This is a genomic window from Paraburkholderia phenazinium (assembly GCF_900142845.1).
Taxonomy (GTDB): domain Bacteria; phylum Pseudomonadota; class Gammaproteobacteria; order Burkholderiales; family Burkholderiaceae; genus Paraburkholderia; species Paraburkholderia phenazinium_A.
On record NZ_FSRU01000002.1, the window covers coordinates 888147 to 913539 of the forward strand.

At 65.5% G+C, this 25393-nt stretch carries 22 protein-coding genes; 8 read left to right on the plus strand and 14 right to left on the minus strand.

What is annotated here, in order from left to right; all coding sequences use genetic code 11:
* Positions 1-99: 99 nt before the first annotated feature.
* Both BUS12_RS21125 and BUS12_RS21130 read left to right on the plus strand, forming a co-directional pair.
* Positions 100-1422, plus strand: coding sequence for a TIGR00366 family protein (locus BUS12_RS21125; protein ID WP_074298990.1), 1323 nt, complete (start codon positions 100-102; stop codon positions 1420-1422).
* A gap of 46 nt (positions 1423-1468) precedes the next feature.
* A complete protein-coding gene (locus BUS12_RS21130; RefSeq protein ID WP_074298992.1) occupies positions 1469-2161 on the plus strand; it encodes a cytochrome b/b6 domain-containing protein in 693 nt (230 codons plus the stop codon).
* A 79-nt stretch (positions 2162-2240) separates the two neighbouring features.
* Here the strand turns inward: BUS12_RS21130 and BUS12_RS21135 are convergent, their stop codons facing one another.
* Positions 2241-2702: a CHRD domain-containing protein gene (locus BUS12_RS21135; protein ID WP_074298993.1), complete on the minus strand. Its 462-nt coding sequence runs from the start codon at positions 2700-2702 to the stop codon at positions 2241-2243.
* 143 nt (positions 2703-2845) lie between these two features.
* Here BUS12_RS21135 and BUS12_RS21140 point away from each other — a divergent pair, with 143 nt between their 5' ends.
* Positions 2846-3241, plus strand: a complete 396-nt coding sequence (locus BUS12_RS21140) for a DUF4280 domain-containing protein (RefSeq protein ID WP_074298995.1) — start codon at positions 2846-2848, stop codon at positions 3239-3241.
* Between the two features lie 4 nt (positions 3242-3245).
* Here the strand turns inward: BUS12_RS21140 and BUS12_RS21145 are convergent, their stop codons facing one another.
* The 10 genes from BUS12_RS21145 to BUS12_RS21190 form a co-directional block, all read right to left on the minus strand.
* Positions 3246-3800: a toxin-antitoxin system YwqK family antitoxin gene (locus BUS12_RS21145; protein WP_074298997.1), complete on the minus strand. Its 555-nt coding sequence runs from the start codon at positions 3798-3800 to the stop codon at positions 3246-3248.
* Between the two features lie 7 nt (positions 3801-3807).
* Positions 3808-5796, minus strand: a complete 1989-nt coding sequence (locus BUS12_RS21150) for a type VI secretion system Vgr family protein (RefSeq protein WP_074298999.1) — start codon at positions 5794-5796, stop codon at positions 3808-3810.
* Between the two features lie 61 nt (positions 5797-5857).
* Positions 5858-8467, minus strand: a complete 2610-nt coding sequence (tssH, locus tag BUS12_RS21155; protein ID WP_074299001.1) for a type VI secretion system ATPase TssH — start codon at positions 8465-8467, stop codon at positions 5858-5860.
* Complete coding sequence (gene tssG / locus BUS12_RS21160) at positions 8464-9582, minus strand: type VI secretion system baseplate subunit TssG (RefSeq protein ID WP_074299003.1); 1119 nt, start codon at positions 9580-9582, stop codon at positions 8464-8466. The genes tssH and tssG overlap by 4 nt, the downstream gene beginning before the upstream one ends.
* Positions 9546-11333: a type VI secretion system baseplate subunit TssF gene (gene tssF / locus BUS12_RS21165; protein WP_074299005.1), complete on the minus strand. Its 1788-nt coding sequence runs from the start codon at positions 11331-11333 to the stop codon at positions 9546-9548. Before tssF ends, tssG begins: the two co-directional genes overlap by 37 nt.
* Positions 11317-11790, minus strand: a complete 474-nt coding sequence (gene tssE, locus BUS12_RS21170; RefSeq protein ID WP_074299007.1) for a type VI secretion system baseplate subunit TssE — start codon at positions 11788-11790, stop codon at positions 11317-11319. Before tssE ends, tssF begins: the two co-directional genes overlap by 17 nt.
* A 51-nt stretch (positions 11791-11841) precedes the next feature.
* A complete protein-coding gene (locus BUS12_RS21175) occupies positions 11842-12348 on the minus strand; it encodes an Hcp family type VI secretion system effector (protein ID WP_074299009.1) in 507 nt (168 codons plus the stop codon).
* A gap of 91 nt (positions 12349-12439) precedes the next feature.
* Entirely contained in the window at positions 12440-13918 is a 1479-nt protein-coding gene (tssC, locus tag BUS12_RS21180) for a type VI secretion system contractile sheath large subunit (RefSeq protein ID WP_074299011.1), read from the minus strand.
* A gap of 26 nt (positions 13919-13944) precedes the next feature.
* Positions 13945-14511, minus strand: coding sequence for a type VI secretion system contractile sheath small subunit (gene tssB, locus BUS12_RS21185; RefSeq protein ID WP_074301615.1), 567 nt, complete (start codon positions 14509-14511; stop codon positions 13945-13947).
* Positions 14512-14544: 33 nt separating this feature from the next.
* Positions 14545-14730: a hypothetical protein gene (locus tag BUS12_RS21190; RefSeq protein WP_074299013.1), complete on the minus strand. Its 186-nt coding sequence runs from the start codon at positions 14728-14730 to the stop codon at positions 14545-14547.
* 345 nt (positions 14731-15075) lie between these two features.
* Between BUS12_RS21190 and BUS12_RS21195 the strand changes: the two genes are divergently transcribed.
* Genes BUS12_RS21195 through tssA form a run of 5 tightly spaced genes read left to right on the plus strand, consistent with a single transcriptional unit; the run spans position 15076 to position 22938 of the window.
* Positions 15076-15627, plus strand: a complete 552-nt coding sequence (locus tag BUS12_RS21195) for a hypothetical protein (protein ID WP_216352729.1) — start codon at positions 15076-15078, stop codon at positions 15625-15627.
* Positions 15628-15636: 9 nt separating this feature from the next.
* On the plus strand, positions 15637-16998 hold the full coding sequence (tssK, locus tag BUS12_RS21200) for a type VI secretion system baseplate subunit TssK (protein ID WP_074299015.1): 1362 nt from the start codon (positions 15637-15639) through the stop codon (positions 16996-16998).
* Positions 16995-17969 (plus strand): DotU family type IV/VI secretion system protein, encoded by a 975-nt coding sequence (locus tag BUS12_RS21205; protein WP_074299017.1) that lies wholly within the window; start codon positions 16995-16997, stop codon positions 17967-17969. The genes tssK and BUS12_RS21205 overlap by 4 nt, the downstream gene beginning before the upstream one ends.
* Complete coding sequence (locus tag BUS12_RS21210; RefSeq protein WP_074299019.1) at positions 17966-21853, plus strand: type VI secretion system protein; 3888 nt, start codon at positions 17966-17968, stop codon at positions 21851-21853. Before BUS12_RS21205 ends, BUS12_RS21210 begins: the two co-directional genes overlap by 4 nt.
* On the plus strand, positions 21850-22938 hold the full coding sequence (gene tssA / locus BUS12_RS21215) for a type VI secretion system protein TssA (RefSeq protein ID WP_074299021.1): 1089 nt from the start codon (positions 21850-21852) through the stop codon (positions 22936-22938). Before BUS12_RS21210 ends, tssA begins: the two co-directional genes overlap by 4 nt.
* 12 nt (positions 22939-22950) lie before the next feature.
* Here tssA and BUS12_RS21220 read toward each other — a convergent pair whose 3' ends face one another.
* From BUS12_RS21220 to BUS12_RS21235, 3 genes are all read right to left on the minus strand, one after another.
* Positions 22951-23316, minus strand: coding sequence for a hypothetical protein (locus BUS12_RS21220; RefSeq protein ID WP_074299023.1), 366 nt, complete (start codon positions 23314-23316; stop codon positions 22951-22953).
* An 11-nt stretch (positions 23317-23327) separates the two neighbouring features.
* Positions 23328-23927 (minus strand): DNA/RNA non-specific endonuclease, encoded by a 600-nt coding sequence (locus BUS12_RS21225; RefSeq protein ID WP_216352730.1) that lies wholly within the window; start codon positions 23925-23927, stop codon positions 23328-23330.
* Positions 23928-24284: 357 nt separating this feature from the next.
* The gene (locus tag BUS12_RS21235) at positions 24285-24911 is read right to left on the minus strand and encodes a type 1 glutamine amidotransferase family protein (RefSeq protein ID WP_143788418.1); all 627 of its coding nucleotides are present in this window, start codon (positions 24909-24911) and stop codon (positions 24285-24287) included.
* Positions 24912-25393 lie beyond the last annotated feature (482 nt).

The following is a 25393-nucleotide window of genomic DNA, read 5'->3' on the forward strand; positions in this document are numbered from 1 at the left end:
CATTTCATGCAAGAATCGCGGCCGGGGACGTGGGCGAAAGAAAAAATGCACCGTTAAGCCGCCCACTAAAAACTAGTACCGGTGACGAGGAGTAGACACTTGATTCAGCGTATCTCGCGTTTCTTTACCCAGGTGGTCCATCGCGTCCTGCCTGATCCGTTGATCTTCGCGATCTTCCTGACCATTGCGACCTTCGTGCTGGCGTTCAGCCTGACGCCGAAGGCGCCCGCCGAACTGGTCACCATGTGGGGCAGCGGTTTCTGGAACCTGCTGGCCTTCTCGATGCAGATGGCGATGATCCTGGTGACCGGTCATGCGCTCGCCAGTTCGGGACCGGTCAAGCGGCTGCTGGTGGCGCTGGCCAGCTCCGCGCGCACGCCCGCGCAAGGCGTGATGCTGGTGGCGTTTTGCGGCGCCGTGGCGTGCGCGATCAACTGGGGCTTCGGCCTGGTGCTGGGCGCGATGCTGGCGCGCGAAGTCGCGCGGCGCGTGCAGGGCACCGACTACCGTCTGCTGGTGGCAAGCGCCTACATGGGCTTCCTGACGTGGCACGGCGGACTCTCCGGTTCCGTGCCGCTGGTCGCGGCCACCAAGGGTAATCCGCTGGAAAAGACCGTCGGGCTGATTCCGGTCTCGCACACGATCTTCACCGGCTACAACGCGTTCATCACGTTCGGGCTGATCGTGCTGCTGCCGATTCTCGCGCGCCTGATGATGCCCAAGCCCGAAGACGTGGTGGCCGTGGACCCGGCGCTGCTCGAAGATCCGCCGTCGGTGGAACGCGTGCTGCCCGCCGATGCAACGCTTGCCGAGCGGCTCGAAGAGAGCCGCGTGCTGGCGCTGCTGGTCGCGCTGGTGTGCGCGGTGTATCTCGTCGTGCGGACGGTGCAGAAGGGGTTTACGCTGGACATCGATACGGTGAACCTCGTGTTCCTCGCCGCCGGCATGGTGCTGCACAAAACACCGATGGCCTATGCACGCGCAGTCGGCGTGGCAGCGAAAGGCGCCTCGGGCATCATGATCCAGTTTCCGTTTTACGCCGGCATTCAGGCGCTGATGGATCATTCGGGACTCGCCGGCGTGATCACGCGCTGGTTCGTGGATATTGCCAACGTCCATACCTTTCCGCTGCTGGCGTTCCTGAGTTCGGCGGTGATCAATTTCGCGGTGCCGAGCGGCGGCGGTCATTGGGTGGTGCAGGGGCCCTTCGTGATGCCGGCAGCGCAAGCGTTGCACGCGGACCTCGGCAAGTCGGCCATGGCGATCGCCTACGGCGAGGCCTGGACCAACATGGCGCAACCGTTCTGGGCGCTGCCGGCGCTGGCGATTGCCGGACTCGGCGTGCGCGACATCATGGGCTATTGCGTAACGGCGCTGCTGTTCTCGGGCGTCGTGTTCGTGGCGGGCTTGTATCTGTTCTAGATAGATTCGGCATGGCGGCAGACGCTTGCCCCGGGAGGCGCGACGCATGAACGCTGACGAACCCGTGACGCCGCCGGGGCAACCGGTTCGTCGCCGCGTGCTGGTGTGGGATGCGCCGACCCGGCTGTTTCACTGGCTGGTGGTGCTGCTGGTCGCGGGGGCGTATGCGACGCTGAAGCTGAACTGGATGGACTGGCACGTGCGGATCGGCGAAGCGCTGCTGGCCCTCGTGCTGTTCCGCCTGCTGTGGGGCTGCTTCGGTAGCGAGACCGCACGGTTTCGCAGCTTCGTGGCGTCGCCCGCGTCGGCGTGGCGGCATCTGCATCATCTGTTTCGCCGCGAGCCGGATCTGCAGGTGGGCCACAACGCGGCGGGCGGCTGGATGGTGCTGCTCCTGCTCGCGCTGCTGCTGATGGAAACGCTTAGCGGCCTGTACGTGTACAACGAAGTCGCCGACGAAGGACCGCTCAGCGAACACGTGCCGGCGTGGCTCGCCAACGCCATTTCGACGCTGCATGCGGTGGGGTGGGACGTGCTGCTGGCGGCGGTCGCGCTGCACGTCTGCGTGATCGCGCTGTACGCCGTGGTGAAGGGACACAATCTGCTGCGGCCGATGCTGAGCGGCTACAAACCGCTGCCGTCGACGATCGCCGCGCCGCGGCAGAAGCCTGTGCTATTGGCCTTGCTGCTGCTGTCGATCGGCGCGGCGGCGGTTATTCTGCTTGCGGTGTATCTCTAGGCGTGTTGCCGGCGGAACGGACTTGCACACACAATGCATGCAGCACCGCGCAAGCTGCTGCATGAGCGATCGCCTCAGTTCAGTTGCCCTTCGGCGGCATCACCTGGCCGCGGATTTCGCCACCCGGATTGGCCTTGGTGTGGATGTTGATATACATATTGCCCGCTTCGAATATCTGGGCGTCGTCCGCCGAGAGCGTGGCTTGACCGCTGAGCGGGCTCGTCACCTCCATATTGCCTTTCTGCGAGATCCAGACTTTCACGCCGGCGTTTTTACCCGCCGGCGCCGGGCCGTGGAAATGCGCCATGGTGGCCGGCCCCGTCAAGCCGCTGAAGGTGATGTTCCACGTCACCACATGTGTGCTGGCATCATAGGTGAGGTTAGCGGTGCCGCTGCCCGAGGTTTGCACGGGTGGGACCTGCTGATCGCCGGAGAGTGGTACGGTAAAGGAGACGGGAGCTGCTTGAGCCAGGGTGACGGCGCCCGCCAGGGCGAGACCGGCGAGAAGCATGAGAGCGCGACGCGAGATCGAAACTGTCATTTGATTTTCTCCGTTTTGGGTTCACCTTGCTGCTCAGGTGTGAGACAAGGATAGGCGCTACCCGGCGGTAACTCCAGGCGGAAAAACGACACGTTCCCGCTGGCCGTTGCCGGGCACAGCGGTTGCTGAAACAGTGAGGCCATATGGCAAATCTACAGGTATGCGCGGGCGCCACGCTGCAATGTTCGTTCGGCGGCGCGCCAGGCGTGCTAAACGTGTTGCCTGCCAATCGTACGATGGTCGGCGGCGTGCCGGCGGCCACGCTGCTCGATTCCATTCCGGTGGTCAACATCACGCCGTTCGCGATGTGCCAGAGCGTGGCGAACCCCGCGGTGATTGCCGCTACCGCGGCGGCGCTCGGCGTGTTTACGCCGATGCCCTGCGTGCCGGTCACGCCCGCGCCATGGATCCCGGGCGGCGCGCCGACCGTGCTGATCGGCCCAGGCCCTGCGCTCGATGCGCAAGGCACGATGATCTGCGCATGGGGCGGCGTCATCAAGGTCGCGCAGCCGGGGCAAACCAGCACGCTGGTGCCCTGAGCGCTCACTGCTGAGCGGGTGGGGTGCCGGACAGCTTGCGCCACCCTACGCGCCAGCGCGACAACGGCTTGCCCTCGGCATCGAGCGGCCGGCCATCCATGGCATAACGTTCTCCCGGCTGAAGCGGCTTGCCCGCGCCATACAGATGCCGCTCGGCGAGCCGGCCGTTGCTATGGAAGCGCTCGACGAGGCCGTGCAGCTTGCCCTGCCGGTAGCGGGCGTGCTCGAGCAGGGTGCCGTCCGGCAGATAGGTCTTGCTGTCGCCGTTCAACGCGCCGCGCACATAGTGCGCTTCACGTTGCACGGTGCCGTCCTGCGCGTAGTACACCGCTTTGCCATCGAGCTTGTCGTCGAGGTAGTGGAGTTGCGCGGACGGCTTGCCGTCCGGATAGAGAAGCGTCGCCGGACCGCCCAGGCGGCCATGCACGTAGCGCAGAATCGCCAGCATCACGCCATCCGCATAAATGCGCGCGGCGCCGTGCAGCGCGCCGCCCACCAGCGTACCTTCGACACCGGAGTCGCCGTGCTTCACGCTCACATCCTGAGGTTGGCTGCTCATGGCCGGCTCAATTGATCTTCACAATGCCGCCCTTGACGGTCAGCATGGCGCCCCCGTCCACGGTCTGTTCGACCGAACCTTTGTTCGACACGCTTTGCGCCTCGTTCGAGAGCGTGCCGTCCGACTTGTTCGTCAACGATGTGCCGGCCTGATTGGTCAAGGACACCGCCGCCTGATGGCTCATCGAGCCGTCGGTCTTCGCGCTGAGGTCGCCGGTGCTTTGCAGCGTGAGGGTGCCGCCGACCTTGATGGTCAGATTGCCGTCCACGCTCAGCGTGAAATTGCCGCTGACGGTCTGCGCGAGATTGCCGCCGACGCTGCGCGTTTCGTCGCCGCCGGCCTTGACGGTGCGGGTGCCGGCGATATCGACGGTTTCGTTGCCGGTTTTCACCGTCGCACTGCGATTGCCTTTTTCCACCACCAGGGTGTCGTCGGCTTCTTTCACCGTGTGCGTGCGCGCATTCTGGATGGTGCGGGTTTCGTCGTGGCCGACGGTCCAGGTGGCGTCGTTCAGCACCTTCGCGTTCAGGTCTTTTTGCGCCTGCAGGAAAACTTCTTCGTTATCCTTTTTATCTTCGAAGCGCAGTTCGTTGAAACCGGCGTTGCCCTTCGAACTGCTCGTCTTGATGCCCGACTGCGTCTGGTTGTCGGGCAGCGTATAGGGCGGCTGGTTCGCACCGTTATAGACGCTGCCCGTAATCAGCGGGCGATCCGGATCCGCATCGACGAAGGTGACCACCACCTCGTCGCCGATGCGCGGCATGAATTGCGCGCCGAAGCGCTTGCTGGCCCACGGTTGCGCGACACGGACCCAGCACGAACTGTTCTCGTCGTTCGTGCCGTCCCGATCCCAATGGAACTGCACCTTGACGCGTCCGTACTGATCGGTCCAGAGTTCCTCGCCCGCCTTGCCCACCACGATTGCCGTCTGCGTCGGCATCACGGGGCGCGGCGTCGTGCGCTGCGGGCGGTATGCCGTGGTGGCGGGGAAGGCCTCGAAGCGGTTGCGATACTTGTCGTGATTCGCGTCGTGGACCACGCTCGCCACCACCCACTCGATGTTGGCGTCGGTCGACTCGTGGTCGCTCAGCGTGAACTTGTAGCCGGGCAGCAGTGCGCGGCAGTCGCTTTCGCCGATCAGGCGGCGCGCGCTGCTGCGCAACTCGTCGATGCGCCGCTTGGTGATCGAGGCGGCGTCGCCGCTCGTCTGATAGCGGCCGGGGTATTCGTAGACTTTGGGGTCGGCGGCCACGGCCTCGGCCTGCGAAAACAATTGCGAGGTGGGCGTCAGATACGCGTAGTCGGAACTGGCGAACACGCCGCTCACGCTTTGCTCGACCAGTTCGCAGTAGAGAATCTGGCCGCTTTCGCGCTCGCCGGTGAGACCCGGTGTGTAGGCGAGCGTCGCGGCGCCCGGCAGCGTCGCGAAGGCATCGGTATGGTCGGCCACCATCAGCGTGTGCTTGCCGCTCTCGTGCTGGAAGAAATAGAACCAGCCTTCCTCTTCGCACAGGCGGCTGACGAAGGCGAAGTCGGTCTCGGCATACTGCACGCAGTATTCGCGTGCCGTGTAGGTGCCGGTCAACGAGAACGAAAAATCCGTCGCGCTGTGGCCGCTGAAAACGGCTTCGACAATCTGCTGTGTGGTCTTGCCCTGGAAGATCCGGTTGTTGGAGGCGAGCGTGAGCAGCCAGAGCCACGAGCGCAATTCGAATGCGTAATGGCTGCCGTCGACGGTCGACGGCAATTGCGCCGCCCGCGTACAGACGGCATCGAGCAGGCGCGGCGTCTCGCCCCACACGAGCGAGAGCGTGGCGTGCTTGCCCGTGAAGCCGGCCAGCGCAACGGGCGGTGCCGCGCCGATGGCGCGCACGCTCAACTCGGCGACGGCGCCGATCGCTTCGCGGCCGCTGAACTGCGCGGGGAACAAGGTATCGAACGGCGCGCCGGCGAACGCGAGGCGGGTGGTGTCGTCGGTCGGGATGGGACGGGGCATGTCATCACAGGTGAGTAAGGCGGGTGGTCATAGCTGGGATAGCGTTCCATGAGCGCGGGCGTCATTCGAGCGCCCACTGGGCGAGCGTGCCGACCAGTTCGTTCATCAGCACGTTGTCGATTTCGCGCGCGCCGGCCGAACGGCAGCGCGCCAGCACCGCGTTGACGATGCCCGCGTCGAAATCGAACTGCTTGCCGGTGAACGCGTGGTATCGCACTCTCAACTCCTCCAGTTTCCTTTCGATGATGCCGCGCAGCACTGTGTCGTCGAGCGCGCGATACGGCACCGCCGTCATGCGCGCCAGAAACGCCGGGCGGAAGGCCTCCAGCAGTACGTCGCGCAGCTTGCGCGCGAAGGCGTCGGTGGCGAGCAGGTCGGCTGGCGTGTGCAGCAGCAGTTCGGCGCCCACATTGCTGGTCGCCAGAATCACCGTGTTGCGGAAATCGACGCTCAGGCCGGTGCCGTCTTCCATCGTGCCTTTGTCGAAGACGTTGTAGAACGCCTCGAGCACATCGGGATGGGCCTTCTCGATCTCGTCGAGCAGCACCACGCTGTAGGGCCGGCGACGCACCGCCTCCGTCAGCATGCCGCCCATGCCGTAACCGACGTAACCCGGCGGCGCGCCCTTCAGTTGCGACACCGTATGCGCTTCCTGGTACTCCGATAGATTCACCGCGATCAGATTGCGCTCGCCGCCGTACAACGCATCGGCGAGCGCGTAGGCCGTCTCGGTCTTGCCGACGCCCGTCGGTCCCACCAGCAGGAACACGCCCACCGGCTTCAAGGGATCGGTGAGACCGGCGCGATAGGCCTGGATGCGTTTGGCGATGCGGTCGAGCGCGGCCTCCTGGCCGATGATGCGTTGCGCGAGGCGCACCTTCAGCGTGCGCACCGCATGCACTTCGTCGGCCAGCATCTTGCCGACCGGAATCCCGGTCCAACTCGCGATCACCGCGGCCACCGCCTTCGAGTCGACGCAGACCGGCACCATGGGATCGTCGTCGCGAATCGCTTCGAGCCCGCTTTCGAGCCGGGCGAGTTCGGCGCTCAGGTCGTCGAGCTCCTCGCTGAGTCCGGGCGGTCCCTGCGGGTCTGTGCGCAAGGTCTGGTCGAGCGTGGCGAGCCGCGCCCGCGCGCTGAGGATTTCGCGCACCGCGGCGGACTCGTCGTGCCAACGCGCCTCGAGTTCGCGCGCGAGCGCCGCGTTGCGTTGATGCTCGGCGTCGAGCACGGCAAGCCGTGCCGCATGGTTCGCGCCGAGCACCAGTTCACGCTTGAGCCGCGTCAGTTCCTCGTGCAGCGCGCGTTCGCGATGGCGTGCGGCTTCCAGTTGCGGCGGCGTGTCGTGTTGCGCCAACGCGACACGCGCGCAGGCCGTATCGAGCACCGCAATCGCCTTGTCGGGCAACTGGCGGCCGGAAATATAGCGATGCGACAGCTTCACGGCATCGACGATCGCCGCTTCCAGCACGGCGACGCCATGATGTTCCTCGAGTTTGGTGGCGACGCCGCGCAGCATCGCGACAGCGGTCTGCTCGTCGGGTTCTTCGACCTGCACCAACTGAAAGCGCCGCGCGAGGGCAGGGTCCTTTTCGAAATACTTCTTGTATTCGAGCCACGTGGTGGCCGCGATCGTGCGCAACTCGCCGCGCGCAAGCGCCGGCTTCAGCAGGTTGGCGACGTCGCTTTGCCCCTCGGCGCCACCGGCGCCGATCATCGTATGGGCCTCGTCGATAAAGAGAATGACCGGCTGCGCCGAGCGCTTGACCTCGTCGATCACACTCTTCAGGCGTTGCTCGAACTCGCCCTTGACGCCCGCGCCCGCCTGCAGCAAGGCGAGGTCGAGCACGCGCAGCGCGACCGCGGCGAGCGGCGGCGGCACCTCGCCCGCGGCAATCCGCAGGGCCAGGCCTTCGACGACCGCCGTCTTGCCCACGCCGGGCGCCCCCACCAGGATCGGATTGTTTTGCCGGCGCCGCAGCAGGATATCGACGGTCTGGCGAATTTCGCCGTTACGGCCGACGATCGGATCGATGCGTCCGGCGCGCGCTTCGGCGGTCAGGTCCAGCGTGTATTGCTCGAGCGCCGATGCTGCCGCGCTACCGGCGCCGCTTGCGCGGCTTGAACCGCCCAGGCCACCAACACCGCCCAGGCCGCTCATACCGCCCGCGAGCGACCCCGTGCCCCCCACACCGGGTTCGCTCGACGGTTCGAGCCACGCTTTCAGATTCATGCGCAACGCGGCGCGCGAGACGCGCAGGATCGACGGTACGCTGGCCGACAACTGCGCGCACATCGCATCGCTTTCGAGCAACGCCAGCAGCAGGGTGCCCGAACTGACCAGCGGCTCCTGCAGTACGACGGTGGACAGAACAAGCGCATCCTGCAGCAGCATGACGAGATTGCGCGAGAACGACGGCGTGCGGGTATTGCCGCGCTTGAATTTTTCGAGCGCGCGATTGATCTCGGCGATCAGCGCATCGCGCTCCAGTGCGAAGTGCGGCAGCACGCAAGCGAGGTCGCCGCCCTCGATGTCGATCAGCTCGAGCAGCAGATGCTCGATCTCCACTTCGAAATGGGTTAGTTGCAGGCAGCGCTGCGCAGCGCGTTCCAGCGCACCGCGCGTGGAGCGTTCGAGGGTGCCGACCAGCGTCTTCAGATCGAGGCTCATCCTGCGCTGCCGCTGCGTTCGCCGGGCCGCAGGGGACCGAGCCGCATATGCGCGGTGCGGGCTGGCGGCGTGTCGCTCGCGCCGACCCATGCGGTCCAGCCGAGTCGCAAGGGCGCTTGCCGCGACAACTGCGCCTTGGGCTGCTGGCCCGCCGCGAGATGCAGGTCGAGGTGATGATAGAGATCGGCGCCGAAATACGCGGAGGCAAGCGCATGCAGATCCGCATGACAGCGGCCGCCTGGCAGAAACGATTCATAGCCGTCGAGCGGCAGCGGGCCGATCGCAATGCGAATGCCGCGATGCTCGTCCCAGATCCGCGAGCCGACCACCGCACCTTGTCCAAGGTAATGATTGCGACCGCGCCGGCCGATGCGGCTCTGGCTTTCGTCGGCCAGCGTGCGCCAGCCGCCTGCGAACGGCGAGGTGCGCACCGGCACGCCGAAATGATGCTGCGCGATCACGTCGAAGCCGGCGAGCGAGCGGCGCCGGTTAGCCATCAGCCCGGCCCGCGCGAGGGTCGCCGAGACGTCGAGGCCGCCGACCGGCGGCGCGCTATCGCGCCTTGCCAGCGGCAGGCCGGTCAAGCCGCGCAAGATGGTCTGCGCGGGACTGTGGGCCGGCGCGAGAAACGGATCGGCGACGCGGTACTTGCGCTGCGCCCGGTAGAGCAGCGCCAGCAGCCGGTGCTGAAACAGGTTGAGGAAAGCGACCGCGGAGGTGTCCTTCTGCCGCAAGCGGTCCTGCAGCCATTCCTGATACGCGTCCGGCAACGGACCGTCGGGACCGCCCAGTCCGAATATGTTGACTTGCAGTTCGGGTTGCGGCGCGGCGCCGTCTGCGCCGTTGAGGGGCGCCACCTCGGCCTCGGCCTCCGCGGAGAGGGCACGCGGCGCGGCACGCCGCAATGCGCCAAGGGCGCTCGGCGCGAACACCGGCGCGAGCGCTCCGGCTAGCGCAAGCGCTTCGGCGCGTGGATCGAGACCGGTGCCGAGCGGCACCGAGCCGGGCCGCAGCAGTTCGAGCAGGCGCACCGCCTGCGCAAATTCGAAGGCATACGGTTCGTCGAAGAGCCGCTGCGCTACAGAACGAGCGGGCTGCCCTGGAGTGGCCGCCATGCGTGAATCTCCCTGCCGTCGCGCATCAACGCGGTATGCACGAAACGATTGACACTCGCATACAGCGAGAAGAAGTGGGCCAGCACGCCGGAGAACATGACCGGACTGGCGCCGACGAAATGCGTGTGGTCGAGTTCGATGCGCACCTTCAAGCCGTTTTGCCAGCCGCGCCACAAGTCCGCGCCCACATGCCCGACGATCGCTTCGCTGCTCACGCTCATGAGCCCGCTGACTTGCCGGCGCGCGCTGGGGCTGGTCGCGAGGTTATGCAGTTCCAGCATCTCGCGCAAGGACTGCAGCGCCTGCGGGCCAGAGACCAGCGGCGTGTGATTGAGCACGAACTGCGAAGCGAGGCGCCAGCGCGAACTGCCGTCGAGTGCGGCAAAGCTTTGCCGGGTCGGACGATGGGCGATGCGCACGCTGGCCACCGGGCCCGGTTGCTCGAACGCCAGCAGCGTGCCGGGTTCCAGCGTGTGCGCCAGATGCCGGTTGGTGCAGAGCAGCTCGGCGGTAAGCGTGCGCGCGGCGGGACTCGCCGGATCGAAGCAGGCGTCGACGAAGGTCAGCATCATGTCGCTGCCGGGCCGCGACGGATGCATGCCGGTCACGCGCCGGGCGTGCCAGTAGAGCGTCGAACCGCTGCCGTGCTGCACGCCGTAGTAGGGCGGCACTTCGACGACCTCACGGCCGCTCACCGAGCGCACCTTGCGCACGGCGTAGATTTCGGTGCTGGCCTCTCGGTGCGCGTCGGGGCTCACGCGTAGCTCGCGTTGGGTGCCGTCGGGACGCAACGGCTCCGAGGTTCGGGCGAACAGATTCAGCGCCGGCGTGCAGCCGAGCGCGAAGTCATGCGCCTGGAGCGTGAGGCGGCCGCTCGGCGCCGCGTCGAGTCCAATCAGCAGATCGATGCGCTCGCCGGTGTCCGCGGGCGGTTCGAACGGCAGATCGAAGAACGCAAACTTCTCGGGGAAGGCGAAATATTCGACCAGCAGGCGGCACGCCGGGTGCACGCCGTCTTCGAGCGGCAGCAGCGCTTCCTCGTCGTCGAAGCCAACCGGTTCCGGCTTGCCGGCAAGCGCTTGCGCGCGGGCACCCGGCGCTTGCACGTAAACGCCCGCGCCATGCGCGCACAGCAGATCGTAAAGCGTCGCGGCGCTGACGGGCGAACCCGCGAGCCGCACTCGCAAGCGTTTGATCGGCAACTGACCGAAGCGGTGCAGCCCCGTGCAGCGCAGCGACAAGCGCAGCGCCGCTTGCACGCCCGGGTCGCCGGTGGCCGTCTGCGCCTCTTCGGCATTGAGCATCTCGGCCGCTTCGAGCGCGATCGGCCAGAGCGTCACGTCCGCCGAGGTGCGCCAGCGCACCGCCGTGCCGTCGGGCGTCACGTGGACCAGCGGCGTCTGGCGCGGCACCGCGTAACCGGTGGCGACGCTGCCCTGGGTCGGGTCCGCTTCGAGCTGCACGATCGTCATGGACGGCAACGGCCGCGCGGCATAAGGGTAAAACTGCTCGAGCAGGCCGTCGGTCAGCTCCGAGTATTCGTCGTCGAGCGTGCGCTGGATGCGTGCCGTCAGGACAGCGAAGCTTTCGATCAGGCGTTCGACATGCGGATCGGCACTTTCGCCGGGCCCCAGTTCGAGGCGGCGGGCGATCTTCGGATAGCGTTGCGCGAAGCTCTCGCTGGCGCGCCGCAAATAGGTCAGTTCGCGCTGGTAGTAGTCGAGCAGCAGGTCGTCAAGCGATTCGTTCATCGACCACTCCGACCGGCTGGCCGTCGGCGAGTTGTGCGACGAAGGCGACCGGCAAGGGACCGGCGCCGGCGTCGAGGGTGCCCATGATGCGCAGCCGCAACCGCCAGGGTGCATCCGGCTCCGGTTCGATCTGGGCGCTGGGGTGCGTCAGACGCGGCTCGAACGCCGCGATCGCTTCCACCACCGCGCGCTCGAGCCCGCTGCGATCCGCGGCGCGCGCGGCGTCGTTCGCGCTCCAGTCTTTCAGGCCGTAATCGAGCACGTCGAGCGGACGGCGGGCGCTGCTGCGCCCACGTCGCGTATTGAGCAGCCGGATCAGTTCGGCGCGCACCGAATCGCGCAGCCCATTGGACGTGAGCGTGCGCCGCGCCGGCACTTCGGCGGACACGAACGGGGCGTCGTCTTCGAGCCGCTCGAACAGCGGCATCGGCGCAACCGGGGCGTCAGCGGACGGCATGCTGCCTCGCAGACCCGGCGCGCAGACGGTGGGCGAGTGGCGGCGTCAGATTTAGCTCCCACCCTTGACGAGCTTGTTGGCGGCCATATCCCAGGTCGAGGCGGCGGTGCCTTCCTTGGTGCCGTCGTCCTTCTGCGCGGTCAGTTCCCACTTGATCTTGGTGAAGTTCAGCGACAGCGTTTCGACCGGCTTGCCGCCGGCGCCACCCGACACGCTGACGTTGCTGAACACGACGTTGTTGAGCGTGTAGGTGATGAACGGCATGATCTTGCCGTCGCCTTCGGCGGCGTTGCGGCCCACGATCACCGTCGCGGTCGCCACCGCCTTGCCGGAGCAGCAGTATTCGTTCAGCGTCGGCGTCGAGACGTCGACGAACTTCGTCACGGTGAACTCGCCGACATGCGGCTTGCCCGAGGTGCGCTCCGAGTTGCTGACGTCGTTGGTGACCTGCATCGCCACGTTGTGGCTGTATGACATCACTTCGATCTTGTCGGTATAGCCTTCAATGGTGCATTCGCCTTTGATGTCGGTGCCGAGATCGAGAATGATCGAATCCATGACTGAGCGCTCCTGAAACGTGTAGAAGCGGCGCGTGCCGGAATGGCCGCGCCGCGCAGATGGCAGGGAGGTGCCGTAGGGCCCGCGAGAATCAGGCCGCGGCAGGCGGCGGCAGCGAGGCGACCAGTCTGATCGAAGCGGTGAGCTCCTCGAGCTGGAAGTGCGGCCGCAGGAACACCGTCGCCTTGTAGGCGCCGGGCTTGCCGGCCACCTCCGTCACGTCGACGCGCGCCTCGCGCAGCGGATACTGCGCCTTGATTTCCTGCGGCGCATTGTCGTTGAGCAGCACGTAGTCGGCGATCCAGGTGTTCAGGTAAGTACGCACGTTGTCGCGCGTCATGAAGCTGCCCACCTTGTCGCGCATGATCACCTTGATGTAATGCGCGAAGCGCGAGGCGGCGAGCACATACGGCAGCATGGCCGAAATGCGCGCATTAGCGGTGGCTTCGTTGGTGTTGTAGACCGCCGGCTTGTTGGCGGTCTGGCCGCCGAAGAACACCGCCTGACCCTCGCCCTTCTTGTGGCACAGTGCGATGAAGCCAAGCGAATCCAGTTCCTTCTCGCGCCGGTCGGTGATCGAGATCTCGGTCGGGCATTTCATCGCCTTGTCGCCGGAGGCCGTCTGGAAGATATGATCCGGCAGTTTCTCGACCGCGCCGCCGCCTTCCACACCGCGAATCGCGGCGCACCAGCTGAATTGCGCGTAGGCGTTGGTGATGCGCTGGCCCAAGGCATAGGCCGCGTTGCCCCACAGGTACTTGGAATGCTGGGTGCCGTCGACGTCTTCGACGAAGCTCATGCCTTCAACCGGATTGCTGTCCGGATGATAAGGACGGCGCATCAAAATATGCGGCAACACCAGCGCCACGTAGCGCGAGTCTTCGCTCTTGCGGAATTCGCGCCAGCGGGCCATGTCGATGGTCTCGAACACCTTCGACAGGTCGCGCGGCACGCTCAGTTCGGTGAAGCTGCCCATGTCGAACAGTTGCGGGTGCGCCGCCGAGATGAACGGGGCGTGGGCCGCTGCCGCGACCTGGGCGATCTTCTCGAGCAGGCTGACGTCGGGGGTCTGGCGGCTGAAATAATAATCGCCGATCAGCACGCTGAACGGATGGCCGCCGAAAGTGCCATATTCCTCCTCGTAGACCTTCTTGAAGAGCGCGCTGGTGTCGACGTCAATGGCCTTTTCCAGGTCGTTCTGCAGGTCTTTCTTCGACACGTTCAGCAAGCGCAGCTTCAGGCGCGTGCCGGTTTCGCTGTTCTTCACGAGGTAATGGATGCCGCGCCACGAGGCTTCGAGCGCCTGCATGTCCGCGTGGTGCAGCACCTGATTGAGCTGCTCGCTGATCAGTTCGTCGATCTTCTTGATGTGGTCGTTGATCATCGCGACCGTATCGCGGCTGACCGTCATCTTCTTGTCGAGCACCTGCAGCGCGAACTCGGCCAGCAATTCGCGGGCGTGCTGCTGCTGCTCGTCGTCGTGGGCCATGCGGCCGTCGTGAACGATGCGGTCGAGCAGGGTCAGGGTTTCCGTTTGCGCGGGCGCAGCCGCGGCTTGCGTATCGGACATCAGTGTCTCCTCGAGGCGGGCTGGGCTCAGGCGCTGGCGGGCGCGTCGCCGGCGGGTTCAGTCGGCTCTGCCGGTGCGGGCAGTTGCGCGACGACACCATCCTGCGGATGAGCGGACTTGATTTCGGCAAGTCCTTGCGTGTTGTGCACCACGTCCTGCAACAGCTTGTCCAGCTCGTCGTTGCCGTCGAGCTTGGTGAGCAGGTCGCGCAGGCGCAGCCGCGCATCGTAGAGCTGCTTGAGCGGCGCGATCTGCTGCACGATCTGCACCGGATCGAAGTCGTCGATGTGCTGGAACTTGAGCGCGACGTTCAGCTTGCTGCCGTCGGCAGCCAAGGTGTTGTCGACGTGCAGCGTGACGCGCGGCTCGATGGAGTTCATCACGTCGTTGAAATTGTCGCGGTCGATGTCGACGAAGCGGCGCTCCGACAGTTTGGCGAGCGGCTTTTCGGGTTGACCCGATAGATCGGCCAGAATGCCGACCACAAGCGGCAATTCCTTTTTCTCGATTGCGTTGCCGGTTTCGACGTCGTAAGTAATCTGGACGCGCGGGGGGCGGTTTCTCTCGAACCAGTGTTGGGTACTGTCGGCCATGGTCATCCCTCTGTTTTCGTTCTCTCGACGCGTTTAATACGCGGTGCATGCACCGCTTCTTTTGTTTCTCGCGCGATAAATCCCGCCTGCGATATCAAGCTGCGTGAAGGCCTGCGCGAAGACGAGCGCATTCCCTCGGGCAATCGACATCGTGATCGCGCCGCACTGCGTGACTGCAACAGAAATAGTGGGCGCAAGGCACTCCTGAAAGGCGGTCATTGACCTTTCACTAGCGTAAGGCGCACCGAACCCCGGAAAGCCAAGCCGGCAGGAATCCGAAAAAATTTCCGCCGGCCGATTTGCTCAGACAAAAATACTCTACGATAGTCTTCGACGAAATTCAAACAAAAATTTAACGTTTGCAACGAGGCCTCGCGCAGGAGTAGAACTTACCCGTAGTGACAATTTGATGGCAGAGTCACGACCTGGCGAAGCGGCAATTGCGGTGTACACCGTGGTACTTGTAGACTACGCTCGCCGCGAGATGTGATGCGCAAGCGTGTGCGGGGAACTGAGAGAGCCCGCATACGACAACAGATACGAGGGCGGCTGCACCAGGAGTCCATGCGAAACATGGCGGCGGTGTCAGCCGGCGCAGACGGACAGGACGTGAAAGGGGATATCGACGTGATCAATGCTTCGCGACTCGCGGCCGGCCGGCGCAGCCCATCGCCCCGGCGCTGGTCGATGCCGCTCGTGGCGGCGCTATGCGTCGCGGGCTGTTCGGCGTCGCTGCCGCGCGTCAAGGTCGACTCGCTCGCCATCCAGGTGGCGGCGCAGGCGAACCTCGATACTCCGATTGCCGTCGATGCCGTATTGGTACGGAATCCTCAATTGCTCGACACGCTGCTGGGCTTACCCTCCGCCAAATGGTTCGCCCAGCGCGAGCAGTTGCGGCGCGACTATCCGAAAGATCTGAGCGTCGTCTCGTACGAACTCGTTCCGGGCCAGCAGATTGCCGATTCCAAATTCGCCTTCGATGGGCAGCGCGCGGCCGGCGTGCTGGTGTTCGCCGACTATCAGACAGTCGGCGCGCACCGCGTGCGGCTCGACGGCGGTCCATCGAAGCCGCTGCTTGAACTGGGCGACCAGGATCTTCAGTTGATCGCCCGCTAGACCATAATCATGCGCAATCTGTTTCCGGATACGATCTGCTGGTTCGAAGGCATGCCGTTGCTGCCGCAACATTTCCAGACCCAGGCCCTGCATGCGGCCGGACATGCGGCGCTGCTGGCCGGTGCGGCCCGGCCGCACTACTGGGGCGTGCTCACGCTCGAGCAGGAAGAAGCGGGGCTTGCTGAAGGGCTCGTACGCATCACGCGGCTCGATGCGATCCTGCCTGACGGCCTGCCAATCCGTCACGCCGCCGAAGATCCCGTCCTGCAGATCGACGTGCGCCAGGCGTTCACCTCGCCGGAACAGCTCGTCACCGTCTATCTGGCCGTGCCGCCGCTCTATCGCGGCGGCCAGATCGATCAGCGCGGCGCGCGCTACCGGCAACATCAGAGCCAGGGTGTGCCCGATCTGACGACCGGCACCGAACCCGCCGCGATCACCACGTGGCGGCCAAGCCTGCACCTGATGACCGATCTCGGCAATCAGGAATACGAACGGTTGCCGTTGATGCAGTTGCGGCAACAGGGGGGCGGCGTCGCGCTCACCGAGTATGTGCCGCCTTGTCCGTTCGTCGCCCCGGAATCGCCGCTCGGTCAGCGCATCATGCGCATCGCGATGCGGGCGCGGGAGAAGTGTGTGTTCCTGTCCGGCCGTCTCGATGCGGCACGGCGCGCCGGCGAGCGCGACGACGCCGGACAGATCGAGCGGCAACTCACTGCCTTGTGGATGCGCTTGCCGGAGATCGAGGCCGCGCTGCATTCGCGCGCGGTGCATCCGCTCGACCTTTACCGCATCCTCGCCGGCATGGCGGGCAGTCTCGCGAGCCTGCGACCGACCCGTGGCGTGCCGACTTTCGCGCCGTTCGACTACGCGGAACTGCTGGCGTCGTTCGAGCCGCTGCTCGAGTGGATCGACACGGCGCTGTCGACGGTGCGCCAGGGTTATCGGGTGCGTCAGTTCACTGCCGAAGCGGGCGGCTTCTGGATCGATCCGCCGGCGGACGCAGGCGTGAGCGCACCGGGCGAACTGGTGATCGGCCTGCGCATGCCGGGCGATGCCACCGAGCACGACGCCAGTACCTGGCTGGAGCAAACGGCAATTGCCTCGCGCCCGCATTTGCCGACCTTGTCGCGGCAACGCATGCGCGGACTGGCGCGCCGCCGGTTGTCGCGCGACGAGCGCGCCACGTACAGCGCCGGCGACGACACGGCGATGTTCGTGATCGCGCTCGACACGACCTGGTTCGATGCGTCGCAGCCGCTGCATATCGACGTCGGCGCAGGTGTGCGCGGCGTGGCGCCATGGGCGGTGCAGCTTTTCACGCCGGCGGCCGAGGCGAACGATCCCGCCGGCGATGCGGGGCGCGAATGAGTGACTACACGGCCTTCTCCGGCGACGAACGCGCACCGCTCACGCGTGCGTTCGTCGACGCGTTCCGGCGCGCCATGGAAACACGCGACGCCCTGGGCCGTGCAACGGAAGCGCCACTGGAAGTGCTCGCCCAGGGCGAGAGCGTGGCCGACAAGGTGGCCACGCAACTGGCTTCGGTCACCCGGCGGCTCGCGCGCGAAGCGATGGCCTGGACGGGCGCTGCCGGCGAGACCGATATTGCAGCGGCGCAGTATGCGTTTGTCGCGCTGCTCGACGAACTGCTGCTGTTTTCCGACTGGCCGGGCCACGCCGCGTGGGAGGCGAGACCGCTCGAGGTGCGGGTGTTCGGCACGCGCGCGGCGGGCGAACGCTTGCCCGATGCGATCGAAGCGCTGCTCACGCAACGCGACGCGTCGCAACGCGATCTGGCCAACGTCTATCTGGCGTGTCTGATCCTCGGCTTCAGAGGACGCTTGCGTGGCGAGGCGGGCGCGCTGCGGCACGATCAACTGCGTCATGCGCTGTTTGCGTTCGCCATGCAACGCGATGCCGAACCGGCCCATCTCGCTGCGCCGCTCGAACGCGTGGCGCTCGCGCCGCGCCGCACCGTCACGCTCAGCAAGATGTTTCCGGACCATGTGCGTTTTGCCGCGTTGCTCGGCGTCGGCGTGTGTGTGCTGCTCGGCGTATCGCATCTGCTCTGGTCTGTCGCGACGGCGGATGTGCAGCGCTCAGTGATGCAGTTTCAGGCCATCGCTTTAGCTGACACGCCGGCCGCCCCGGCGAGCAGCACGAGTGTGTCCGGCGCGGTCGTGCGGGTGCCGGTCAAACCGCGCGCACAACCTTCGACGACGGATGCGCCGGCACTGCCGCAAAGCAATGCGCTGGCCGCCATACCTGCGGTGCCGGCGGTGGATACCAACACCGTGGTGTTACGTACGGCCGCGGATGGGGGAGGGAACCGGCCGTGACGCTGATCGCGATCCTGCTGGGTCTCATTGTCTTGCTGCTGCTGGGGCTGGTGTTCGCCGTCTTGCTGCGCTGGTGGCATGCGCGCCAGGACGAACGGCCGTTGCGCAGTTTCGCCGCAACCATACGCGCGGCCCATGCGCGCATGAGCGTGCGCGATCCTTATTCGGTCCCGCGCATTCTGGCGACAGGCGCACCGGCCGCGCTCGATGCGCTCTGCCGTGGCTGGCGTTTGACACCGGCAGGTGAAGCGGCATGGTTCGGGCGCGTCTGGAACGATGCGGAAGGACTGTTGATCGCCGAACCGCAGGACGTGCTCGCCGCGCCTGCGGCGGACCGCCGCCTGGGCGCGTGGCGCCGGCTGCTGCGCGCCTTGCTGCGTAACCGCGCCGGACGTCCGCTGGATGCGCTCGTGTGGGTCGTTGCGGCCGGCGCGCTGATCACGGAAGACGGCGAGCCGCGCGAGATGAGTGCGGCGGCGCTCGAGTCGTCGCGCAAGCTGATCGCCTTGCAACGGCAATTCGGCTTGATGTTGCCGCTCTATATCGTCATCAGCGATTGCGATGCGTTGCCCGGTTTCGACGCGCTCGCGGACGGCTTGCAAGGGGCCGCGAGCAGCGCCACGCTGGGTTGGGCGTCGCCCTATGCACCGCGGCGTGCCTATGAAGAAGCGTGGCTCGACGAGGCTTTTGCTGCGATGCGTGCGGCGCTGACGGAAACCATCGTCGAACTCGGCACGCTGAACGGCGGCGTCGGCGATGCGCTGTTCCTGCTGCCCGAGCACCTCGACCGCTTGCGCGTGCCGCTGCGCGAACGCTTCGATCTGGTGCTGCGCGGCGCGGCGGACGGCACGGCGCCGCTGTTGCGCGGCATCTACTGTATCGGCGCAGTGCCTGAACGGCTGCCTGTGGAAGAGGGGGGCGCCGCGCCGGCCTTGCGCGCCAATGCGCCGACCTTCGCCGGAAGGCTCTGGCACGACGTGCTGCTGAGCGGCCAGGGACTCGCCGTGCCGATGCCGCGCGTGCTGGCCCTGCGGACCCGTTGGCACCGCGCGGCCACCGTGTGCGCCGCCGTGCTGGCCGTCTGCTGGTGCGTGGGGATGGGACTCGCGTGGTGGCATCTGCGCAGCGACGCGCGTGTGCTAAGCACGGCGTACGATTCGCTCACGCTCGCACGCGCCACCTATCGCGAGTCGGATCGCGGCGATGCGGCCGCTACGAGCGCGCTGCGCAGCGCCCGGGACGCGTTGTTCAAGGTGCCGCGCTGGCAACTGAGCTCGCCGTTCATGCCGCTGTCGTACCTGTTCCTGCAGGGCCAGCTCGGCGACGCGCAGCGGCACGTCTTACGCGGACTGGTCTTCGAACCGCTGTATGACCGGCTCACGGCGCAACTGGCGCAAACCTCTTGCGAAGTGAACCCGGCCGATCAAACGGACGCGGCGTCGCAAACGGGCACCAGGCCGCAGGACTTGCCGGCGTTCGTCTCCGGTACGCAACTCGTCAACGAGGCCGCGCAAACCGAGCATTGGATTGGACAGTACAACGAACTGGTCCAGGCCGGCAGCGGCAATCTCGTCATGCTCACCCAACTGATGCACGAAGCCACCGGTGTGGATCTGCCGCCGGAACACGTCGCGGATCGCACACAGGTCGATGCGGCGCTGCGCGACACCAGTCTGGATGACGGCACGCTGGCGCTCGATGCCGCGAAGGCCGCGAGTGCGCGGCAACGCGTGAGCGCGTGCTTTGAGCAGACGTTCGATGCGTGGTTCGACGAGGTCTATGCGGACTCCACGCTGACAGCTAACGCAACCCAGGTCCAGACTACGCTCGCGCAAATGCGCACACCAGGCGCCGCGCCGGTGGACGCGGCCCTGTCCACGCTAGCCAACGGCATCGATGCGCTGGCGGTGCAGGTGGACTCGGCCGATCACGGTTGGGCAAGCGCGCGCGACAAGGAGCTGGTGCCCGGCCTGACGGCCACCTTCGATACGGCGCAACGGCTGCAACTGATCGGCGCAGCGCCGGTGCAAGCCGTGCTCGCGCACGAGCAGGCGGCCCGCGAGGCGTTCTCCGCGCGCTGGCTCGCCAACGGCAATCTGCCCGGCGTGCTGAGCGCCACGCCGGCCAACGGACTGCAACTGTCCGCCGACCTGCCGCCCTTGCGTGAAGCCTTGCGCACCTTGCTGGCACAACCGTTCGCAGCGACCGACGGCAGCACCGATACGGTGATCCGCAGCGTCGATGTCGGCACCGTGCAACGCGCGCTCGCGGTCTTGCCGGCCTACCGGCAATACGTTGCGGGACCGCTCGCGCAGGCGCCTGACGCCTATCGGGCGGCACTGCTGGCCGCCGCCGGCAACGAGGCGGTGAAAAGCATGCTGGCCGCGCTGTCGACGCCCACGCAACAGGCGGCGCAGCAAGGCAGCGGCTCGGTCGCGGACACCGCGGCGCAATTCGACGCATTGCATAAGAGCGCGCTGGATCTGATCGCCGCCTTCGATTCGCTGGGCCGCGACGATCTCGCGACCAGCGTGGCGTTGCGCGTGAGCGACGCGGCGGTCGTGGTGCTGCGCACAGCCGACGCGCAGTTGCAGCAGCTCGCCCCGTTTCGCCCGGTGCGCGGCGATTTTTCGGGTTGGGACGGTCACACAGGGGGTTCGTTGCGCGCGTTCGGCGCCGCCACGCCGCAAGCGCTGCAGGGCTATCTGGCGGCACAGGCGGCGGCGATTGCCGATCTGGCGGAAGGTCCGGCCGGCGCGCTCGACTGGCTGAGCGCGCAGAAACCGCCGCTCACGCCGGCCGATGCCCAACTGGTGAGCCGCTGGAAGGCCTTGTCGGCGGACCTCGCGCAGTACCGCGCGAAGAGCCCGGCAAGCGCGATGATCGCGGTGCAGACGATCATCGGCGATCAACTGGACAAGCTGGACCTCGGCAATTGCAGTGCCTCGCTCGAGCAGGTCAGCGTGCCGCCGGCGGGCGATATCGTCGCGAGCGCGGGTTCGCGGCTCGTTTCGTCCGCTCGTGAGCAGTGCTTCAGATTGCAGATGGGCACCGGCATGCAGGCCTACGAGCAGATCCGCAGCTTTTTCGCGCGCTATCTGGCGGGACACTTTCCGTTTGCCGCCGATGCGACCGCGCCCGGCGCCGACCTGCGGCAGACGGCGGCGTTCGTGGCTTTGCTCGACAACCAGTTGCCGCAGGCGCAAGCGGGACTCGCGGCAGCGGCTGCGGCCGGGCGAGGGCGCGCGGACGGCGCCGACGCGTTCATCGCACAACTGGCGCGCGCCAAGCCGTGGCTCGATACCTTGCTGGCGCGCGGCGCCGACGGCACCTTGCAGGGCGTTGAGCTGAGCGTCGAATGGCGCGTCGATCGCGCCGACGAGGTGGGAGCCGACCAGGTGATCGAATGGAAGCTCGCGAGCGGCAGCGACACGCTCACGTATCCGGCAACGGGCGAACCGCCGGCGCGCTGGCGGCCAGGGCAGCCGGTCGCGCTCAGCCTGCGCTGGGCCAAGGATGCGCCATGGCAACCGATGTTCGACACCGCGCAACCGACGCTGGCGGGCGAGCACGGCGCCGCGACCTGGAGTGCTTCGGACACCTGGGCGTTGCTGCGGCTCGTGCGTTTGCACGTGATGCCGGAAGACGCCAGTCTCACGAGCGCCGGCCTGCCGCCGCGGCTGTTGTTCACGGTCCCGGTGCGCGATCGCAGCGGGACGATCCAGACCGCACGGATGTATCTGCGCGTCAGCATGGCGGGCGCGGCGAAGACGCCGCAGGCGATTCCGGATCTGCCGGTCGCGGCGCCGGGCTATGAGGGCAGGGGCATGACGACGACGGTGATCTATCCCACGAATGGCAATGCGCAGGCGGATCACGGATGATGCCGGCACTCGACATCGACGCGCTGCTGCAGCCTCTGCCGGGCGACGAGCCCTGCGGCGTATCGTTGATTCACGATCCGGAGTACGAAGCAATCCGGACGGCGCGCCGCGCGGACGATGCGAGCGTGCCGGCCGGCATCTGGCAGACCACGCTGAAGGTGGCCGACTGGCCGGCGGTGGAGGCGGGGTGTCGCCGCGTGCTGTCGAACCGCAGCAAGGATCTGACGATCGCCGCCTGGCTCGGCGAGGCGTGGTTGAACCGCTATGGCGTGGCCGCGCTGCCGCACTGTTTTCAGTTGATGGTGGGCTTGTGCGAGCGCTATTGGGACGACCTGCACCCGCTGCCGCGAGACGGCGATCAGGGCTTTCGCGCGGCGCCGTTCGCGTGGCTTGCCGGCGCTTATGCGGATCTGCTGTCGGCGCAGATCGAACTCTTCGAAGGACGCGACGGCTTGCGCGGCACGCTCGCGCAATGGCAAAGCGCACAGCGTGCGACGCTGACGGCCGCCGCGCGGCAAGACGTGCCGGCGGCGAAGCGCCAGGAAGCAGGGCGCGTGATGACGGCGCTACAGGACGCGGTACGGGCGACTTCGCCTGCGCATCTGCGGCTCGAACGCGATGCGCTCGAGGCGGCGCGCCCGCTCATCGAGCAGCTCGATGCGCTCTGTACTCCGAAGTTGGGCGCCGAGGCCCCCAGTTTCGTCCCGCTGATGGAAACGATGACTCATGCAGCACTTGTTTTGACGGAGTGTCTAACTATGCATCCGAATGCCCCGGAGCCGGCCCGGTCGCAGGCTGGCGATACGACCGCGGCGGCGGAGGCTTCCGTGTCGGGCGCCAAGGCCGTCGCCCCCGGCGTGCCGCAAAACCGGGACGATGCGTACCGGCAGCTGGAAGTGATCGCCGAGTATCTCGCGCGTTATGAACCGCATAGCCCCGTGCCTTATCTGATCCAGCGGGCGCTCGAGTGGGGACGCACGCCCTTGCCGGTGCTGCTGCGCGAATTGACGTCGGGCGATGCCGATGGACAAAGGCTGTGGAGCTTTCTTGGCCTGTTGCGCAATGAGGGGGAGAAATCGAAATGAGGCCTGAGCCGATCACCGCTTGAATCTCAGTACCGGGAGTCCATGCTGCACCTTGATGATCTCCATGGGCGTGCCGCGCGGACAGGACCAACCGTTCAGTGAGTCGTCGACCTTGGTCAGAAATTTTCTCTTGATGCCGACGAAGACCATGACCCGGTCGAGGCTGTCCGTTTGCGCGCGGTTGACGCTCGATGTGAAGATCCATTGTTCGCCGTTTTGCCGGGATGGCACGGCGCCGCCGGCCGCGGCAGCGGGGATTTCGCGCACGTTGAAGAGACCGATCTGATTCATGTCGCAAGCGCTGATCAAGGTCACCTTGGTTTCCGGACCGGCGAGGCGTACCTGATCTTCCTGCGTGGGGAAAATGTCGAAAGGCATTTAGCGTCTCCTCAGGATGCCCAACAGTTTTTAGAAACGTGTTTGGGACTTCCTTCGTGAAATTTGTACACGCCGTTGGGGATAAGAAGCGGGCCTGCGTGGTAAGCCAGTCCTTCGCCAGTGGAAATCGGAATGGGTAGGGGATAAACAAGATGCCCGGGTGATTCGGCGTAGAAAAAGTCTATCTGCAGCGATTCCGGGCAGGGCATCGGGCAATACGGATTACTCGCCGCGCCCATCGCGGCGCCGCCTACGACAGTCTGAGCAGTGGAATACCGCGTCGCATCATACCGCGCGGTCACCTCGTACGTGAACTCGATGCCTGGGTTGCTTTTGACCTTCTCGTACACCATCGCCTCGAATTCATACATCACGGGATGATTGGTGCCCTCAGTCAGCGTGACGAGATTGCGTTCGTCGGTTCCGCTCCCGCCGAGCTTGTTGCCGATCAAATGACCACGCTGATGATGATGCGGGCAGTCCCCCGATTGAAAACCTGGAGGGCGGATCGATTGCGCCGGCCCGGTGCCGCCGGTCATGTTCGTGGAGGTAAGAATCGCCTTGGCCTTCCAGGGTACCGTCACGCTGGTGCCATTCACATTGAGCGCCATCGAGGTGTATATCGGGTCTAGAGGCATTCTATTTTTTTCCCATTTATGGAAATTCGCTCAGGTTTTGACGCACATGTTTCTGGTGCCGTCAAAGGCCTGGTGTGGTGCATTTATCATACGTAAACTGAGTGGGATAACCAATGTGCTGACGATGCGTTGAAGCACGTTTTTTTACGCTGTCGAGATGAGGGTTGGCTGGGATGCGGAGGGTGAGGTTTGGGTCGTGGATAGGGTTGTGCGCCCTCGGCAATAGTAATCGTCGGCCTCGAATCATAAGCAGCTGATCTCGACATCCGCAGGTCGGGCAGAAGCGGGCAGGGTGCATAGGTCACGGCCCCAAGATCGTGGCGTCCTGCATCAGGCGAAAAGGTGACCCGCAGGTCGCAGTGGCCTGCAGTTTCCGTACGATTCTACGCAGTCGGCAAAAACCAATCTCGACTGACCTTCGGAAACAACCTGGACGGCATCATGGCTCACTGCGATGGCGGTCTGATCATCAATGGCATAGACCGGCAGCGCTATTCTGGCGGCCCGTTTTTCAGCATTCTCTAGGGAGGCATCCGGATGATCCGGATTGGCGAAATGCGAGATCAATGCAAAGTCGACCCAACCTGCTCCGTGGGCCGTGACCAGGAGGCTTGTGACCTCGCCCTCTGCAGTTGCGAACAAGAAGTGCTCAGACGCCAGCGCATCGCGATTACCACTGGGCGGCTGGGTGTAGCTTTCTGAAAATGCCGAAGACACCGCCATGCTACCGGCGCTAACGCCCAGGTAAGCCAGTTCAGCTCGCAGTGAAGGCAATAGCTCGGCGAGGCCGGAACGACGCATCCAGCCAGCTAGATAGATGCGGCGATGTATTGTAAAACGGATCGAAGGTAGTGCGCAGTCATGCGTGTAGTTGCCGTTGAAAACAATCGTGGCCTGCCACTGCGGGGAAAACTGCAAACCTATTGCTGCACCACGGGCTACCTGACGTTTCAGCACGGCCCTTGGAATGGCTAGAACCTTTTAAGGAGTCCTGGTTGGATCGGTTTTCTTTGAGGCTCGTATGGGCGCACAACAAAGTCTGCACCATTCAATAACTGCTGTCGTGCCGCCGCCCGTTCCATCTCTTTTACGCCTGGTGTGGTCTTGGCTTTGGACAACCAGAAAAGGGGGGTGGTGAGTCCTGCGGCACTGGACGGGAGGGCGGCACTCGTATCGTACGTTCCTTGTTTCCACGTTCGAACCCGATACGGTGCCTGGACGTATCGCGCGTGTGCTTAAGTCTTATGCGGTAAGGCGAAAAACGATCGAGGCAAACGTTGCCCTGTAACTTTGTCTCAAACCAGACGATAACAGGAAAGCATTTAACGGAGGAGCGATCAGCCAGACCGGCAGCTGCTAGCGAACGGTTTTTCTCGAATTCTGAGACGACTCCTAAAGCAACCGTATCGTCATCGCGGAAGTTGGGGCCGTTCGACGGC